This window comes from Pseudomonas sp. Z3-8 (assembly GCF_051131975.1).
Taxonomy (GTDB): Bacteria; Pseudomonadota; Gammaproteobacteria; order Pseudomonadales; family Pseudomonadaceae; genus Aquipseudomonas.
On sequence record NZ_CP071643.1, the window covers coordinates 5,118,915 to 5,135,619 of the forward strand.

The 16,705-nt window shown below is 60.5% G+C and carries 3 protein-coding genes; 2 read left to right on the forward strand and 1 reads right to left on the reverse strand.

Annotated features, from left to right (window positions below; translation table 11 throughout):
- Positions 1-244: 244 nt before the first annotated feature.
- On the reverse strand, positions 245-12,658 hold the full coding sequence (locus J3P94_RS23490; RefSeq protein ID WP_434569829.1) for a hemagglutinin repeat-containing protein: 12,414 nt from the start codon (positions 12,656-12,658) through the stop codon (positions 245-247).
- Between the two features lie 292 nt (positions 12,659-12,950).
- Between J3P94_RS23490 and J3P94_RS23495 the strand changes: the two genes are divergently transcribed.
- Both J3P94_RS23495 and J3P94_RS23500 read left to right on the forward strand, forming a co-directional pair.
- Positions 12,951-14,552 carry an ABC transporter substrate-binding protein gene (locus J3P94_RS23495; protein ID WP_434569830.1) on the forward strand — a complete coding sequence of 534 codons (1,602 nt, stop codon included), beginning with the start codon at positions 12,951-12,953 and terminating at the stop codon, positions 14,550-14,552.
- 255 nt (positions 14,553-14,807) lie between these two features.
- Positions 14,808-16,433: an ABC transporter substrate-binding protein gene (locus J3P94_RS23500; RefSeq protein ID WP_434569831.1), complete on the forward strand. Its 1,626-nt coding sequence runs from the start codon at positions 14,808-14,810 to the stop codon at positions 16,431-16,433.
- Positions 16,434-16,705: the final 272 nt, after the last annotated feature.

Below are 16,705 nucleotides of genomic sequence, written 5' to 3' on the forward strand. Positions count from 1 at the left end.
GGCTAGTTTTTTTAACTGCCTTACCGGATCCCAATCATTAGGTTTCGATTGATGCTTACTCCACCACAATTTACCCTCAGAAATCCATTTTTTGCGTAGCTCTGCATGCGCTACTGTCGAGTCATCGTATCCAAACTCTGTGCCACAGCACGGACAAATATTGTACGTGGCACAGCCGAAGCTATCGTAAGCCGGCTCATCAAGACGGTCGTACCCACAAACAGGGCAAACATAATCGTGATTTTCATTGACCATTAAAGTAATCCAAATTTGAGCCTTTACCATGCACCGCAGGATCAGGCTTATAGTAGGTGCGAATGCTTCCGCTGCTCGAAACGACACCAAACTCATCAGTACCAGGGTTATATCGCACGACATCTCCATTTGCCCTAGTTTTCTCTAGAACGCTGGCGGCCTTCGGAGTGGTCAAAAACCTGTCAGCCTGCGCTTGGTATTCGATAGCGCTTTTGGCGCCGAAGTCACTGCCATGACGTGCAAAATGGTCGTCAAGCTTGGCTTGATCGGCGAACCTTGCGCCAGTTCCGTTGGTTTTACCCGTATTTTTGGCAACCACCGCCGCAACAGACGTCTTGCCCCTAGATGCCAAGCCACCCGCACCCAACGCCTCGGCGGTATCCTTCGCCACCAGGGCAACCTTTTCCCAGGCTGGCAAGGAGTTATAGAGCAGCGCCATGTCACCCTGATTTTCCTCGGTGACAAACTGACGTATCCGCTGCGCATCTTCGGGCGACAGGTCAAAGAACCACGTCAGGCTACTGAGCCCATCCGCAGCAACGATACCGCCATCCATTTCAGCTTGATAATAAATTGAGCAACTCGCCCCACAATTTGAAGCCAACATCTCCGCACGTTGCTTGGCGCTCAACGCCTTGTATTTTTCCCAAATGGGTTCGGTGGACTTCCCTTCCTTGTTAGCCTTTATGATTTCTTGTGCGAAATTATTTACATCCTGGAAGCTCAGTTGGTTGTTTTCTACCGCGTTCTTCCCAACCAGCGCCGCAGTCACCGCGTCAAGCGAACTTGTCCCGGCAGATGCTCCACCGATACCTGCAACCAACGTGGCAAGGCTGGATATGGTTTGCTTCTGCTCCGGCGTGAGCTGGTCGTTGCTCACAGCGCCGTACAACTGCTCCTTGATGATCCGGGCCGCCTCTTCCGCCGCGACCGCCCCTACTGCTCCAGCAAGGGCTGAGTTACCGCTGGCCCTGGCAACCAATGCGCCCAGCACCGCATGAGCCATCAAGTTTGCAGTCGGATCACCTTCGGTAGCGTCTCTGATCTCTTGGGCAATGTAGGGCGCCGCCGCGCCACTCAACGCTCCCGTGATATTTCCCCCAAGAACGCCTTGTACAATCGCAGCGATGGCCTGGGACGCTTTCTGGAAGCTGCTGCCCATTCCATAGTCACGTTGAACCTGCTGGCTGATCTGCTCTTCTGTCGGATTGAAAATCCCTTGATCCTTGAGTTTCTCGACAGCAACTTTTGACGCGTCGCTCTCGGGATTCTGAGCCTCCTTGATCTTGGCCGCCGCAACCGCGTCCCCAATCCCCTTCACCAACTCCACCGAGCTCTTCACCAGCTCGATACGCTCGTTCATCGCCTCTTCATCAGGCTTGTCCAAAAGCTCGTTGGCATTCTTCGTATCGCGATTCAGGCCAACCGTGTCCTGTGCCCCCTCCGGATTGCGGACGATGATCGTGCCTTCACTCACCGCGCTACGTGTATGGCTCTTGTCGGATTCGCTTAGGGCAATGCCGTACAAGCCCCCCACCGAGGCGCTCGCCCCAGCGCCACCGTAACTGCCCGAGATGCTGATACCTGCGGACTGAGCCTCGATTTCACTGACGTTCTTGATGTCGCGCGCGATGAGTCGGTCGGTGATCAGCGTGTTTTTATCCGCCGAGGCATCACTGGCAATCACCCCGCCTTCAAGCGTGGTGGTCTTGCCCACGTCAACGGTGTAGCCACCCGTTCCCGCGAACAGGCCGGTCTGGTCCGTGACGGCCTTGTATTCGCTGTTCATGTTGCCGGCGGCCAGGTTGGCCGAGGCGGCTACAGGTGTGCCGTAGCAGAACGGTGGAATGCAGATGCTCGCACCAAAACCGCCGCTGCTTTGCTTGCTTTTCTGTTCCTGGGTGTCCTGACGGGAAATGATGTTGAGGTTGCCATCGATCAGCGCGTTGATTTCATCAGCGCGGACCTGAGCGCCCGCCAGTGTGGTGTCGCCACCGCTGCGCAACAGCAACGAACCGGTATCGACCGTCGTGTTGACCTGCGTGACAGAACTGCCGTTGCCCATGCCTTTTGCGAGTTGCGCGCCAAGGTCCAGGGTGAAGCCGTTTTGCTGGCCGATGTTGAAGCTCGCGCCGATAGCGGTCTTGTTGTTGCTGTTACGGTTGGACCAATCCGCCGTGTTCTGTGCGCTTTCCAGGATGATGTCGTTGCTGGCGAGCAGAGAAGTATTGGCCGCTTTGATGCTGCTGCCGATGACGTGTAGATCGCCGTCGTTTTCCGCCGCATTGCCTTTAGCGATGATGGATAACGTGGCGCCCGCGTTAAGGGTGCTTTGTTTGGCGGTTTGGCTGGCGTAATCGCTGGTACTTTTGCTGTGGGTACTGGCGAGCTCGGTACCGATTTTGATCAACGAGCCGTTGCTCGCGGTACCGCCCTGTTTATCGGCGAAACCGTTTTTTTGATCGTTGGCCTCCGAAGCCATCCCGCCAAGGTTGTAAGCCGCCAGCGCCGCTTGCGCGAGCTTCACGGCCTTGAGCCGAGGGTCATCGGCATCCTTCGCGGCTTCGACCGACGAGCGAATGGTATTGACCGTGTCGATGATCGCCCCACCGACGACACGCCCCACGGCCAGGCTGCTGGATTTATCGGCAGTACTTTGCTTCGCCGTTTCCATGCCTGCGGCGATGGTGACGTTCGAACCGCGAAGGCTCATGTTCTTGGTGCTGACCAAGTCACTGGCGATGACGTTGAGGTCGCCACCGGCAATGAGGCTGACGTTGCCTTTGCTGGAGCCGATGGTGCTGCCGGTCAGGGTGGTCTGCGACGCGGTGCCGTTGTGTTTCTGGTTGCTGATCGACAGGTGCTGGTTGCCGGTAATGTCGTCGAGGCCCAAATTGTTGCCTGTTAACACGCCCGTCAGGTCGCGATTTTTCTCCTTGTGCATTTGGGTGCGGGAGAAAGTGTTTTCTGCCGCATCGATGGTCAGGTCGCGGCCCGCGCGTACCGCCAGGTCATTGGTGCTGACCAGCGCAGAGCCAGTGACAGTGGCATCGCGTTTGGCGCTGACGGCGATGGTGTCGCCCGAGATCAGGCTACCGACGGCGGTTGTCTGAGTTTCGGCCAACTTGTCCTGGACCTTGCTCGACTTCAAACCGCCCCAACTGCTTTTGCTTTTGCTGCGCTCGTGGCGAGCGCTCTCGGAGTCGGTAACGGCAAGAATTTCCACATCGTTGCCAGCCCCCAGGCCGACGCTGCCTTTTTCGGAAATGACGTTGCTGCCTTTGATCAGCAGGTCGTTGCCGGCGGTCAGGACGTTGTTGCCTCCGGAGGTAACCGAGCTGGCAACGTTGGTGACACTACTGGTCTCATCCAACCGAAACTTCTTCCCGGAAGAAGACTTCTTGGTCTTGCTATAGAAGCTGTAGTCTGAATCCTCAGCCGATTGCAGCACCAGGTTCGCACCGGCGACCAGATACGCTTCATCCCCAGCGCTCACCCGACTGGCGATCAACCCCAGATCTTTCCCGGCACTCAGCGTCACGTTCCCACCCGCCGTCACGCTGGTGGAGACTTGGCTCACATGGTCTTCCTGAGCCGTGACCTTCTTGCTCTTGCCATATGAATGCTGCTCATCCGCCGCAGACGCCAAGGTCAGGTCGCCGATGGCGCTCATGGTGATGTCGCGCTTGGCGTCGATCTGGCTGGCTACAGCGGTGAGGTCGCGGCCGGCGTTGGCGGTCAGGTCGCGACCTATGTCGAGGCTGGAGCCGTACTGGGTGATGGTTTCGTTGCGATGCGTGCCACGATTGCCGCTGGTGATGCGCTCGGCGGAGGCAAGGTTGACGTCGCGGGTGGCGTTGAGGGTGGTGTCGGCTCCGCTTTTGAGCACGCCGCCAACGTTGTTGATGTCACGTCCGGCGCTGATGGTCAGGTTATTCGCGGCTTCGATACGTGAGGCGCTGTCGATGAAATCGGTGCGTTCGCGACGGTAACCGCTGTCGCTTTCGTGGGTGGTGACGGTGCGCTCGTTGATCACGTCGCCCCGGGTGGCGGTGAGCGTGACCTCGCGTCCGGCAATGATGCCGCCGGCCTTGTTGACGAGGTTGTTGCCCGCCAGCAGGTCGAGGCGATTGCCCGCTTCCACCAGACCGCTGTTGACCAGGTCGTTGGTGGCGGTCGCGAACAGGTTGTTGCTGGCACGCAGGGTCCCGGCGTTATTCAGGTCCTTGCCGGCGATCAGAGTGACGTCGCTGCCCTGGATCAGCGCGCCGTTGGCCGCCAGGCGGTTGTTGGCGTTAGCCAGGTACAGGACGGGGACCAGAACTTGTTCACCGTTGATCTCGACGTTTTCCATCCAGACGATGTCGTGGGTCAGCGCCGCGACTTGCTCGGAGGTGAGGCTGACGCCCAGGGCCAGGTTGAGCGTCTGCTTGCTGGCGATGGCGTTGTTCATCAGGTACTTGAACATGTCCTCGTTGGAGGTCTGGCCGTCGATGAAACGCTGGCCGGTGCGGGCGACCACGGCTTGCTGGATCAGGGTCTGCTCATACAACCCGTCACCCAGGCGCTTGGCGCTCTGGTCCGGGTCGTAGCCGAGGTTTGCCAGCAGATAGTCCGAGCTCATGAATTGCTTGAGGTCGGTGAGCACCGGGTTGGTTTCGATCAAGTACTTATGCGGGTTGGCCGGAACGGTGTGCGTAGGCAGGCCCTGGACGCGGTTGACCGTAAACGCGGTGGTGCGGCCAGGCACGGCGCCGGACGCAGGGGCGCCGGCCGTATTGGTGTCGAAACTGCTGGCCTGGTCGCCGATGGCGGTTGCCTGGCGCGCTGCGATGCTCAGGTCAAGGTTGCTGGCGCTGGCTTGAGGGACGTTGCCTGCTTGCAGGTCCCTGGCCTGGACGGCAGGCAGGCCCTGTTGGCGCTGAACCGGAGTCAGGCTTGCGTTACCCAGTGTCCAGCTTTGCGGGCCGCTGATGGCTGGTGCACCACCGCGCTGCCCGCTCAGGCGGAACAGGCCGTTCTGGCCAGTGGGCAGGCTGAAACCAGGCAGGGCTACCGGATTGACTTGTTGTTGCGCCAGATTGGGCGGTAGTTGTTGATTAAGTGTGATGCGCGTGGAGTACGGGCTGCCGGCTGCCCCGGTATTGGTCCGTGGACCGCTGCCGACGTAGCTGTAACCAGGCCGCACAACGCTGTTGTCGATGTTGTTTTGCGCATTAATATTGACGGCGCCACCGGCCTGGATCACGGCTGCGTAGCTCTGGTCACCGCCGGCGAGTTTCCGGGTGGTGCCTAAACTCGTGTACTCCATTTCGGTCATGCCAATGAAGTTGGCAATACCCGCTTCCAAGCCGCTCAGGCTGTTGACATCGTAACCGGCACTTTCAAACCAATATTTATTGGTGAAGTTACTGGCCGCGTTGTACCACCCACCCGCATTTCGGGTCCGCTCGGAACGGAACACCCGCGTCGTTTCGGTCTCGCCGGTTTCGACGCCGTTGTTGGTCAAGTTAACCAGCGAGGCCGTCAGGTTGCCGCCGCTGGCGATAGTGCTGCTCTGGTTCAGCAGATCGCCGCCGCTCAGGCTCAGGTTTCCACCCGCCGTGATGCTGGAGGCCGCGGTGGCAGCGGTCACTTCGGTTTTCTCGCGTTGCAGCAGCTCCCATACATGGTTCTGCTTGCCGCTGCAGTCACCGGCGTTGTACCCCTCGATGCAGGCGATTTCGTAGATTTTGGCGGTATAGATTCCACTGCTGCCCATGGTCAGCAGCGTGCGGATGTTCTGAATCGTGCTGGCGGCCAGGCTCATGCTGCCGTCGCTTTGAATCGAGCTGGAGCTGTTGACGATACTGCTCGCCAGCGCGCCCAGGCCGTTACGGTCAATACTGAGATTTCCCAGGCTGTAAATGTTGGCATCGAGGTTGTTCAGCGTATCGACCCGCAGGCCCATGTCGCCGCCGCTGAAAATCAGCCCTTGGTGGTTGGCCAGCGCGCCGGTCGTGACGGTCAAAGCTTGACCACCACCCAACGTCCCAAAGTTGTTGATCCCCGTGGCGCCAATCGTCAGGCGCGCCGCCGAGGTCAAGCGACCGGCATTATCGAGCTGACCATTAACGCCAATGGTGGTATCGCCGCCGCCCGTTATGCTGGAGCTGACGCTGTTGAGGCTCACCTGGGCCGCGCTGAGGCCAAGCGTCCCCAGGCTATTGAGACGACCGGCCCCCCAATAGGCACCACCCAGGTCGATTTTCAGGCTGCCATTACTGGCAACAAGGCCTTCGTTGAACCAATTGACGCCGCTGCCGATGAAGCTGTCGGAAGCCAGCAACTGGCCACCGGCAGTCTGGGTGAAATGGTTGACGTTGACGTTCAGGCGTCCGGCCTGGATGACCCCGCTGTTGGTCCAAGTGTCGGTGCTGATAGTCAGGCCGCCACGCGTCACGACCGTACCGCCGGCTCCGGTGACATTGGCGGTGGAGATATCGAACGTGCCGGTGCCAACGTGCAGCAAGCTGCCGCCGGTATTGAGGAAACTGGAGGCGCCAAGGGTCAGGTCAGTGTTGGCACTTTCCAACACACCACTGCGGTTATCGAACAACCCGCCGATCTGGAAATTGGTCTTGCCCCCCGTACCCAAGGCACGGATCTGCCCCGTCTGGTTATCCAGGCTCGCGGCCTTGATCATCAGCGTGCTGTCGCTTTCGATGATACCCAGGCGGTTGTTCAAGGCGCCGGTCAGGTTCAGGTCGATCTGGCTGCCGGCGATCTGGCCGTCGTTGTCGCCGCTGTTGTCGAAATTGTTGGCGGTAACGTTCACTTTGCCTTTGGCGTAGAGGCCGCCGTTGCGGTTGTCGAGGTTGCCGGTGGTGATGACGGCATCGCCGGTTTGCGCCGAGATGCGTCCGCCGTAGTTGTCCAGGCCGCCCAATGCGATCAGGTTCAAGCGCTGCGCCTGGGTGATGCCGCCCTGGCGGTTGTTGTTCAGGTCGTAGCCGTTTTTCAACACGCCGGTCAGGTCGGTCTTCAGCAGTCCTTGCAGGCTGGCGAGCACGCCGCCGCGGTTGTCGAGGTTGCGCGCTTCAACGGTCAGGTCACCGGCCTTGGCCTGGATGCGGCCGCTCTGGTTGTCGATGTCTTGGTCGACGACCAGGGTCAGGTTGCCCTGGCTCTGCACGGTGCCCTTGCCGTTGGCGAGGCTATTGGCGTCGATTCGCACGGCGCCGTTCTGGCTGTAGATCAGGCCATCGCCACCGTTCTGCACCGCGCCGGAGGCGGTCAGGACGAGTGCGTCATTGGCCGCGACGGTGCCGCGATTGCGGTTGTCCAGGCCACCAATGAGCAAGGTCAGCAAGCTTTGGCTGGCGATCTGGCCGCCCTGGTTGTCGAGCTGCGTGGCGCGCTCGACCCGCAGCGGGCCGGCGCTGGCGAGTTTGCCGTTGGTGTTGGTCAGGGCGCCGAGCAGGTCCAGGGTCACGGCAGAGTTGCCGATCAGCTTGCCGCCGGTGTTGTCCAGGGTGGTGCCGGTGAAGGTCAGTGCGTTTTGCGCGTTGACGGTGCCGCCGGCGTTGCCCAGGGTCATGGCGTTGATGACCAGGGTCGCGCCGCTGTCGACCAAGCCGCCTTGGGCGTTGTTCAGCAAACCGCCGGTGACGGTCAAGGTCTGGTCGGCGCCGCTGGACAGAATCCCGCCGCGGTTGTCGACGCTGGCCGCGGTGACGGTGAGTTTTTTCTTGCCGGCCAACGCACCGTCAGCACCGTTGAGCAGCGCGCCGCTCAGGGTCACGCTGACGTCTTCGTCGCGGCTCGACAGCGTGCCGGCGTTGCGGTTGTCCAGGCTCGCGGCGCTCAGGTCGATGCCTTTGAAACCGGACATCAGGCCGCCCTGACTGATGACGTCGCGGGCCTTTACGGTCAGTAAACCGTTGCTGATGAGTTTGCCGGCGCTGTTGTTGAAATCGCGAGCCGTCAGGTCGAGGGGCTGGCTGCTGGAGATTTCGCCGCCCTGGTTGTCCAGGTCCCGCAGGTGCTTGAGGCTCAGTATACCGGCGGTGGTGATCAGGCCGGCGTTGTTGTTCAGGTCACCGGTGGCGGCACCGAAGTCGATGGCAATGGCGCTGCCCAGCAACGAACCCTGGTGGTTGTTCAAGTTGCCGGTGCTGACGGTCAAGGCGTCGGCGGCGTTGATCAGGCCTTGATTCTGGTTGATCAGCGGGCCGGCCAGTTTCAGGTCGAGGTTGGCGCGACTGGTCAGGGTGCCGGCGCTGTTGTCCAGGCTCGCGGCCTCGACGTCCAGCGCGGCGGCGGCGATCAGGCCCTTGAGGTTGGTCAGCGCGTTATCGATGCGCAGGGTCAGGGCCTGGTTGCTCAGCAACTTGCCATTGTCGTTGTTGAGCTTTTGCGCGGCCAGGGTGAACGCCTGGGCGCTGGAGATTTCGCCGCCGGCGTTGTTGACGCCCTTGAGGTTTTTCAGCATCAGCAAGGGGGCGTTGATCAAGCCACTCTGGTTGTTCAGTTGCCCTTGGTTCAGATCAAGGCTCAGCGACGTGTTGCTGAAAAGCTGCCCGCCCTGCTGGTCGAGGCCCGTGACGCTGGCGGTCATCGCACCGCTGCTGGCGATGCGGCCGCCGTCCTGGTTGGTCAACTGCTTCGTGGTCAGGTCAAGGTTGGCGCCGCTGCTCAGGCGTCCGGCCTGGCTGTTGTCAAACGCCCCGGTCTCGACGAGCACCGCCTGCTTGGCGCTGATGCTGCCTTGGCTGCGGTTGTCCAGGCTCAAGCTTTTGAGGGTGAGGCCGGCATCGGTGACGATTTCGCCGCCCTGGTTCAGCACGGCGTTGTCGAGGGTGAGTGCCAACGCTCCGGCACTGGAAACGCTGCCCAGGGTGTTGGTGAGGCTGGCGGCGGTGACTTCAAGCTCGCCTTCGGCGCTCAACGTGCCCTTGGCGTTGTTCAGGTCGCCGTCGAGGTGCGCGGTGAGGTTCTTTTGGGTCAGTAGCGCGCCGCCGCTGTTATCCAGCGTCTCGCCGCTCAAGGTCAGACCGGTCTTGCCGGACAGCAGGCCCTTGGTGCGGTTGAGCACTTCCTTCACCTTCAGGGCCAACGCGCCGTTGGCGATGACTTGGCCGCCGTTGCTGTTGTTCAGCGCGTCGCCTGTCAAAGCAACGTCGGCGTGGCCGGACAGTTCGCCGCCACGGTTGTCGATCGAACCGACGTTCAACGTCAGCGTGTCGGTCGCTCCGACCAGCCCTGCGGCGCGGTTGTCCAGCGAGGCGCCGGTCAGCGTCAATCCGCCGAGGGCGATTATCTGGCCGCCCTGGTTGTTCACACTGTCGATAGTGGCCGTGACATTGGTTTTGCCGGCGATCTGGCCGGCGCCGTTGTCGAGGTGGGTGGCCTCGATGTGCAGGTCACGGTCGGCAATGATCGCGGCGTCCCGATTGGTCAGTTGACCGTCCACGGTCATGACCAGGGCGCCACGACTGCTGATCAGGCCATCGGTGTTGTCCAGGCTGGCGCTTTGGGTGTCGATGGATTGCGCGGAAAGCAGCCCCTTGATGTTGTTAAACGCTTGGTCGATACGCAGGGTCAGCGCCTGGTTGCTGATCAGCTTACCGTCACGGTTGTCCAGGTTGCGTGCCGCCAGGGTGAACGCCTGGGCACTGGAAATCTCGCCGCCACGGTTGTCCACGTCCTTGAGGTTTTTCAGCACCAGGAGCGGCGCGTTGATCACGCCCTTGAGGTTGTTCAACTGGCCATTGTTGAGGTCCAGGGTCAAGGCTGTTTTGCTGAACAGTTCGCCGCCCTGCTGATCCAGGCCGGTGACGCTGGCGGTCAGCGCCTTGTCGCTGGCGATGCGACTGGCGGCGCCGTTGTTGACTTGGTTGGCGGTGAGATCAAGGGTGTCGCCACTGACCAGATAACCGCCGGCGGTGTTGTCGAACGTGCCAGTGGTCACGTGGGTGGCGCCTTTGGCGCTGAGCAGGCCGTCGACGTGGTTATCCAGGCTTTGGCTGTTGACGGTCAGGCCGGCTTCGGTGGTGATGGCGCCGCCGACGTTGATCAACGCATTGTCCAGGCGAATATCCAAACCCTGGCGGGCAACCAGATTGGCGCCGCTGTTGTCCAGGCTTTTGCCCTCGACAGTGGTGACGCCCGTACTGAACAGCAGGCCTTTGGTCTGGTTGATGATGGCCGCGACTTTCAGGCCCAGATCAGTGCCGGCGAGGACCTTACCGTTGTCGCTGTTGTCCAGGCGCTGGCCGGTGATGTTGATATCGGCGGTACTGGAGATTTCGCCGTTTCGATTGTCCAGCGTGTCGATGTCGAGTTTCAGTGCGTTGGTCGCGCCAACCAATCCGCCGCGGTTATCCAGGTCCTGGCCGCTAACGGTGAGCACACCTTGGGCGACCAGTTCGCCGCCCTGGTTGTTCAGGTGCGAGACGTCGGCGGTGAGGTCGGTTTTGCTGGAGATTCGTCCGCCGCTGTTGTCGACGTCAGTCACCTGCAAATGCACAGGGCCGACGGCACTGAGCAGGCCGGCGCGATTATCCAATTGCGAGCCATCGACACGCAGCCCCGCCTGGCTGCTGAGCAAGCCTTGCCCGCGGTTATCGAGCTTGGCGACCGTCAGTTCCAGGTCCTTCACGGATTGGACCTTGCCGGCGCGATTGTCCAGGCTGTCTGCCTGGACATCGGTCATGCCCTTGGCGCCGAGGCTGCCTTGTCGGTTGTCGAGCAGGCCGCTGATGCGCACGCTCAGACTGCCATCGCTGACCAGGCTACCGTCGAGGGTGTTGTCCAGGCTGGTGGCGGTAACGCTTAGGTGCTTGCCGGAACCCAACACGCCGTTCTGGTTGTTCAGGGCACCGATCAACCCGATGTTCAGCGCCACGTCGCCGGTGAGCAGGCCATCGCTGTTGTCCAGCGCAGTGCCGATGACTTGAGTGGCGGCGGCGCTGGAGACTTCGCCGTCGTGGTTATTCAACTGCCCGACATTGGCCGTCAGGTTGCCGTTGCTGCTGACGGTGCCTTGGGTGTTGAGGAGTTTGTCGGCAGTAACGCCCAGCGCGCCGCTGCTCAGCACGCGCCCCTTGTTCTGGTTGTCCAGCGTCCCGGCTTTTACCGTGGCGGTTTGCCCGGCGCTCAGGGTGCCGCCCTGGTTGTTCAGGGTTTGCGCAACGTTGGCGGTGAGGTTACGGCTGGCGACGATGCTCTTGCCGTTGTTGTTCAGGTTCTGCGCTGTAAGGCTCACATCTCCCGAAGCATTGCGCGTGTTATCCGCGTTAACTCCAGCTTCGATAATGCCGTTGTTGGTTAGCTGCCCACCGGCATTCAACGTGATGCTGTCCCGCGCGGCGAGGGTTTGCCGGTTGCTCAGGTCGCCCTGGGTCTGCGCATTCAACGTCGTGCCGGCGTAAACCGGGCCCTTCGCGTCAAGACTCGCAGCCTTGACGTTGACCGCCCCGCTGGCCGAGGTATCGACCATGCTCAAATGTCCATTGGCATCAAGCTGGATATCACCGCCGCTGGCAATCAACTTGCCGTCCAGCTTCACCCCGACGCCGGCCTCGGTGCCGACCAGCTTGATCGCGCCGGCATACATCCCGCCCAGCGCCGAGGAGTCGATCGCCAGTTCCGGCTTCACACTGCCGTCATCGGCGCGGGCGGTGGCGTTGAGGGTGTCGGCGTTGACGTCGTTGCGCCCGGCGACAATCGTCAGGTTCTTCGCCTGGATCTCGGCGTTGATCTTGGCGCTGCGGGTGATGATTTCGAAGTGATCGACATTGCTGGCGTTGAGGCCCGCGCCTTCGATGGCGACGCTGCCCTGGTCCACTTGATAACGATCCAGCCGACCGTTTTCGACGATTGGTTTGCCGGTGCTCAGGGTCACTTTCGGGCTGTTGATAAAGCCGCAGCCGTTGCAACTGATGCCATACGGGTTGGCAACGATGACATGGGCCGACTGCCCGGCCACTTCGGTGTAGCCGCGCAACTGGCTGGGGCTGCCGCCGTTGACTTCGTTGAGGATCGTCGTGGCAGCCGCGCCCTGGAGGTTCGGGTTGCCGAGGATGATCCCGCCCAGTTGCGTGGTCTGGGTGCGCGAGGTGGCGTTGTTGAGGATTACGCCGTTGCTGCCGACGTTGTAGTCCTTGAACTGGTTGTGGGACAGACCGTTGGCATTCGGCTTGGCGATGTTGACGATGGGCACGCCATTGCCGGCCCGATCCAGGCCGGTGCCCGGGGCGCTGACCACGATGCCTTCGGCCTGGGCCCACATCGGTTGCCAGAACATGACGTTGGCCAACAGGAACGCCAGGCCGCGCTTGGGCATGCCGAGAAACCGCTCGCGGTTTTTCAGGGCAGCAGAAGGTTGGCGGGCCAGGAAGGCGTGTTGGCGGTCGTCCATGATCAGGTCTCGTTGCAGAGCAATTAAAGGTCATCCATGCCGAAGTCGGTCGCGGCAGAGCCGAACATGACTTCGTCCCGAGGCGGGAAGACGCGCATCGTCCCCGCCCCGAAAAAGCAATATCAAAATAGTGGCGCGATACTAGATAGCCATTATTCCGGCGTCAATTAAATATTGATGAAAAGCGCGGTATGCCCAAACCCACGGGTCGTCCTCACTTTTAGATATTTCCTACGCGCCCGCCCCACCCGCTACCCTTCAGAAAAACCCTCATCAAGACCTAAGGGATTTCATGGACAGAACCACCTTCAAACCCCTCTTGCTTACGCTTGCCCTGCTGAGCGGCGCCCCGCTGGCCCAGGCCGCGACCACCCTGGTCTACTGCTCCGAAGCCAGCCCCGCCGGCTTCGATCCCAGCCAATACACCAGCGGCACCGACTTCGATGCTTCGGCCGAAACCGTCTTCAACCGCCTCACCCAGTTCAAGCGCGGCGGCACCGAAGTCGAGCCCGGATTGGCGTCAAGCTGGGACGTATCCGCCGATGGCCTGGCCTACACCTTCCACCTGCGCGAGGGTGCGAAGTTTCATACCACCGACTATTTCACCCCGAGCCGCGACTTCAACGCCGATGACGTGCTGTTCACGTTCCAGCGCCTGCTCGATCCGCAACACCCGTTCCGCCAGGCCTACCCCACCGAGTCGCCGTATTTCACCGACATGGGCCTGAACACCACGATCAAAAGCGTCGAAAAGATCGACGAGCACACCGTGCGCTTCAGCCTGAACAACGTCGACGCGGCATTCGTGCAAAACCTGGCGATGAGTTTTGCCTCGGTGCAGTCCGCCGAGTACGCAGCGCAGCTATTAAAGGAAGGCAAGGCCGGCGACCTCAACCAGAAGCCCGTCGGCACCGGGCCGTTTGTGTTCAAGCGCTATCAGAAGGATTCGCAGATTCGCTACGCCGCCAATACGGCGTACTGGAAACCCGAGGACGTGAAGCTCGACAACCTGATTTTTTCCATCACGCCGGACGCCGCCGTGCGCCTGCAAAAGCTCAAGCGCGGCGAATGCCAGGTCAGCGGTTATCCGCGCCCGGCCGACATCGAAGTGATGGAGCAGGACCCGAACCTGCGCGTGCTCAGGCAGCCCGGTTTCAACCTGGGTTTCCTCGCCTATAACGTGACGCATCCGCCGCTGGACCAGCTCAAGGTCCGTCAGGCACTGGACATGGCCATCGACAAGCCGGCGATCATCAAGGCCGTGTATCAGGGCGCCGGGCAGTTGGCCCAGAACGCCTTGCCCCCGGCTCAATGGTCGTTCGACCCGGCGATCCAGGATGCGCCCCATGACGTAACCAAGGCCAAGGCACTCCTCAAGGAAGTCGGGGTTGCGCCCGGTACAACCATCGATTTATGGGCAATGACGGTGCAGCGCGCCTCCAACCCCAATGCGCGAATGTCTGCGCAAATGATCCAGCAGGACTGGGCCAAAGTTGGCATCAAGGCCAACATTGTCAGCTACGAATGGGGCGAGTACATCAAGCGCGCCAAGAATGGCGAACACGACGCGATGATCTACGGCTGGACCGGCGACAACGGCGATCCAGACAACTGGCTCGGCGTGCTCTACAGCTGCGCGGCGGTCAAGGGCAGCAACTACGCCAAGTGGTGCGACCCGGCCTACGACCGGCTGATCCAGCAGGCCAAGGTCTCGACCGACCGCCAGCAACGCATCGACCTGTACCGCCAGGCGCAGAAAATCCTCAAGCAGCAGGTGCCCATCACGCCCATCGCCAACTCGACGGTGTTCCAGCCGATACGCAAGGAAGTGGTGGATTTCAAGCTCAGCCCGTTCGGGCTTACACCCTTCTACGGCGTGGGTTTGAACAAGTAAAACCCGCCCCAGGCCGGTGCGTTGCAACCTCACAACGCACCGGCACGGAGCGCCGCTTGCCCCAAAAAAACCTGCGCAAACGTTCAAATGCGTCAAAAGTTATAAAGATGCGACATTAAGGTACGTACGTGCCACTGTTTCAGACTTGAAACCGCTCTGGATCTTGCATTGGGTATGGGGCCTGCATAAGTATCCGCAGGACGACTCACGAGGTCGCCCTCAAATCCAAAAATGACAACAAATCATGAGGCCAACATGCTTAAACACGCGGTCATTCCGTTTTTAGTCGGCGCAGGCTTGTTAGCCAGCGCTCCTTTCGCTTCCGCCGCGACTAACCTGGTGTTCTGCTCCGAAGGCAGCCCGGCCGGTTTTGACCCTGGTCAGTACACCACCGGAACCGACTTCGATGCCTCTGCAGAAACCATGTTCAACCGCCTGACCCAGTTTGAGCGCGGCGGTACCGCCGTGATTCCTGGCCTGGCCACCAAGTGGGACATTTCCGAAGACGGCCTGACCTACACGTTCCACCTGCGTGAAGGCGTCAAGTTCCATACCACCCCGTATTTCAAGCCGACCCGTGAATTTAATGCCGATGACGTGCTGTTCACGTTCAACCGCATGATCAACAAGGACGATCCGTTCCGTAAGGCGTACCCGACCGAATTCCCGTACTTCACCGATATGGGGATGGACACCAACATCACCAAGGTCGATAAAGTCGACGACCACACCGTCAAGTTCACCCTCAAGGATGTCGACGCCGCGTTCATCCAGAACCTGGCCATGAGCTTCGCCTCGATCCAGTCCGCCGAATACGCCGGCCAACTGCTCAAGGACGGCAAGCCTGCCGACATCAACCAGAAGCCGATCGGCACCGGCCCGTTCGTGTTCAAGAGCTACCAGAAAGACTCCAACATCCGTTACACCGGCAACAAGGACTACTGGAAGCCTGAAGACGTGAAGATCGACAACCTGATCTTCGCCATCACCACCGACCCGTCGGTGCGTATCCAGAAGCTGAAGAAGAACGAGTGCCAGATCACCCTCTTCCCACGCCCGGCCGACCTCAAGGCCCTCAAGGACGACAAAGCGCTGAAGATGCCTGACCAGGCGGGTTTCAACCTGGGTTATGTAGCTTACAACGTGATGGAAAAAGTCAAAGGCGACGACAAGCCCAACCCGTTGGCTGACCTGCGCGTTCGTCAAGCCTTGGACATGGCTGTAAACAAGCAACAGATCATCGACTCGGTGTACCAAGGTGCGGGACAACTGGCGGTCAACGCCATGCCTCCGACCCAGTGGTCCTACGACACCACCATCAAAGATGCCAAATACGACCCTGAAAAAGCCAAGGCTCTGCTCAAGGAAGCCGGCGTCAAGGAAGGCACAGAGATCGTTCTGTGGGCCATGCCGGTTCAGCGTCCGTACAACCCGAACGCCAAACTGATGGCGGAAATGCTGCAGAACGACTGGTCCAAGATCGGCCTGAAGGTCAAGATCACCAGCTATGAGTGGGGCGAGTACATCAAGCGCTCCAAGGGCGGCGAGAACCAGGCCATGATCATCGGCTGGAGCGGTGATAACGGTGACCCGGACAACTGGCTCAACGTGTTGTTTGGCTGCGACTCGCTGCAAGGCAACAACTTCTCCAAATGGTGCGACAAGAAGTTCGACGGCCTCGTCAAGGAAGCCAAGCGCACCACCGACCAGGCCAAGCGCACCGACCTCTACAAACAGGCGCAACACGTCCTCAAGGACGCCGTGCCGATGACACCTATCGCTCACTCGACGGTGTATCAACCCATGCGCGCCAACGTGCAGGACTTCAAGATCAGCCCCTTTGGCTTGAACTCCTTCTACGGCGTCAGCGTCAGCAAATAAGTGACCTGTGGCGAGGGAGCTTGCTCCCGCTGGGCTGCTTAGCAGCCCCTTTTTGAGCGCGATGGCGATCTACATCAACGCCATCGCGAGCAGGGCTCGCTCCCACGACGCACCGTAGCTTTATCTGCCGAGACCAAGACCTAGGAAATTGCCTACATCCAAAAGCACTGCGTACCACAGCAGCTGGTTTAGGACGTGTCGCCTTTTCACAAGTCTTTCAGGCATTACGCATATACCGCCTGGCCCACGACTCATACCGTCGGGGCTGGAGG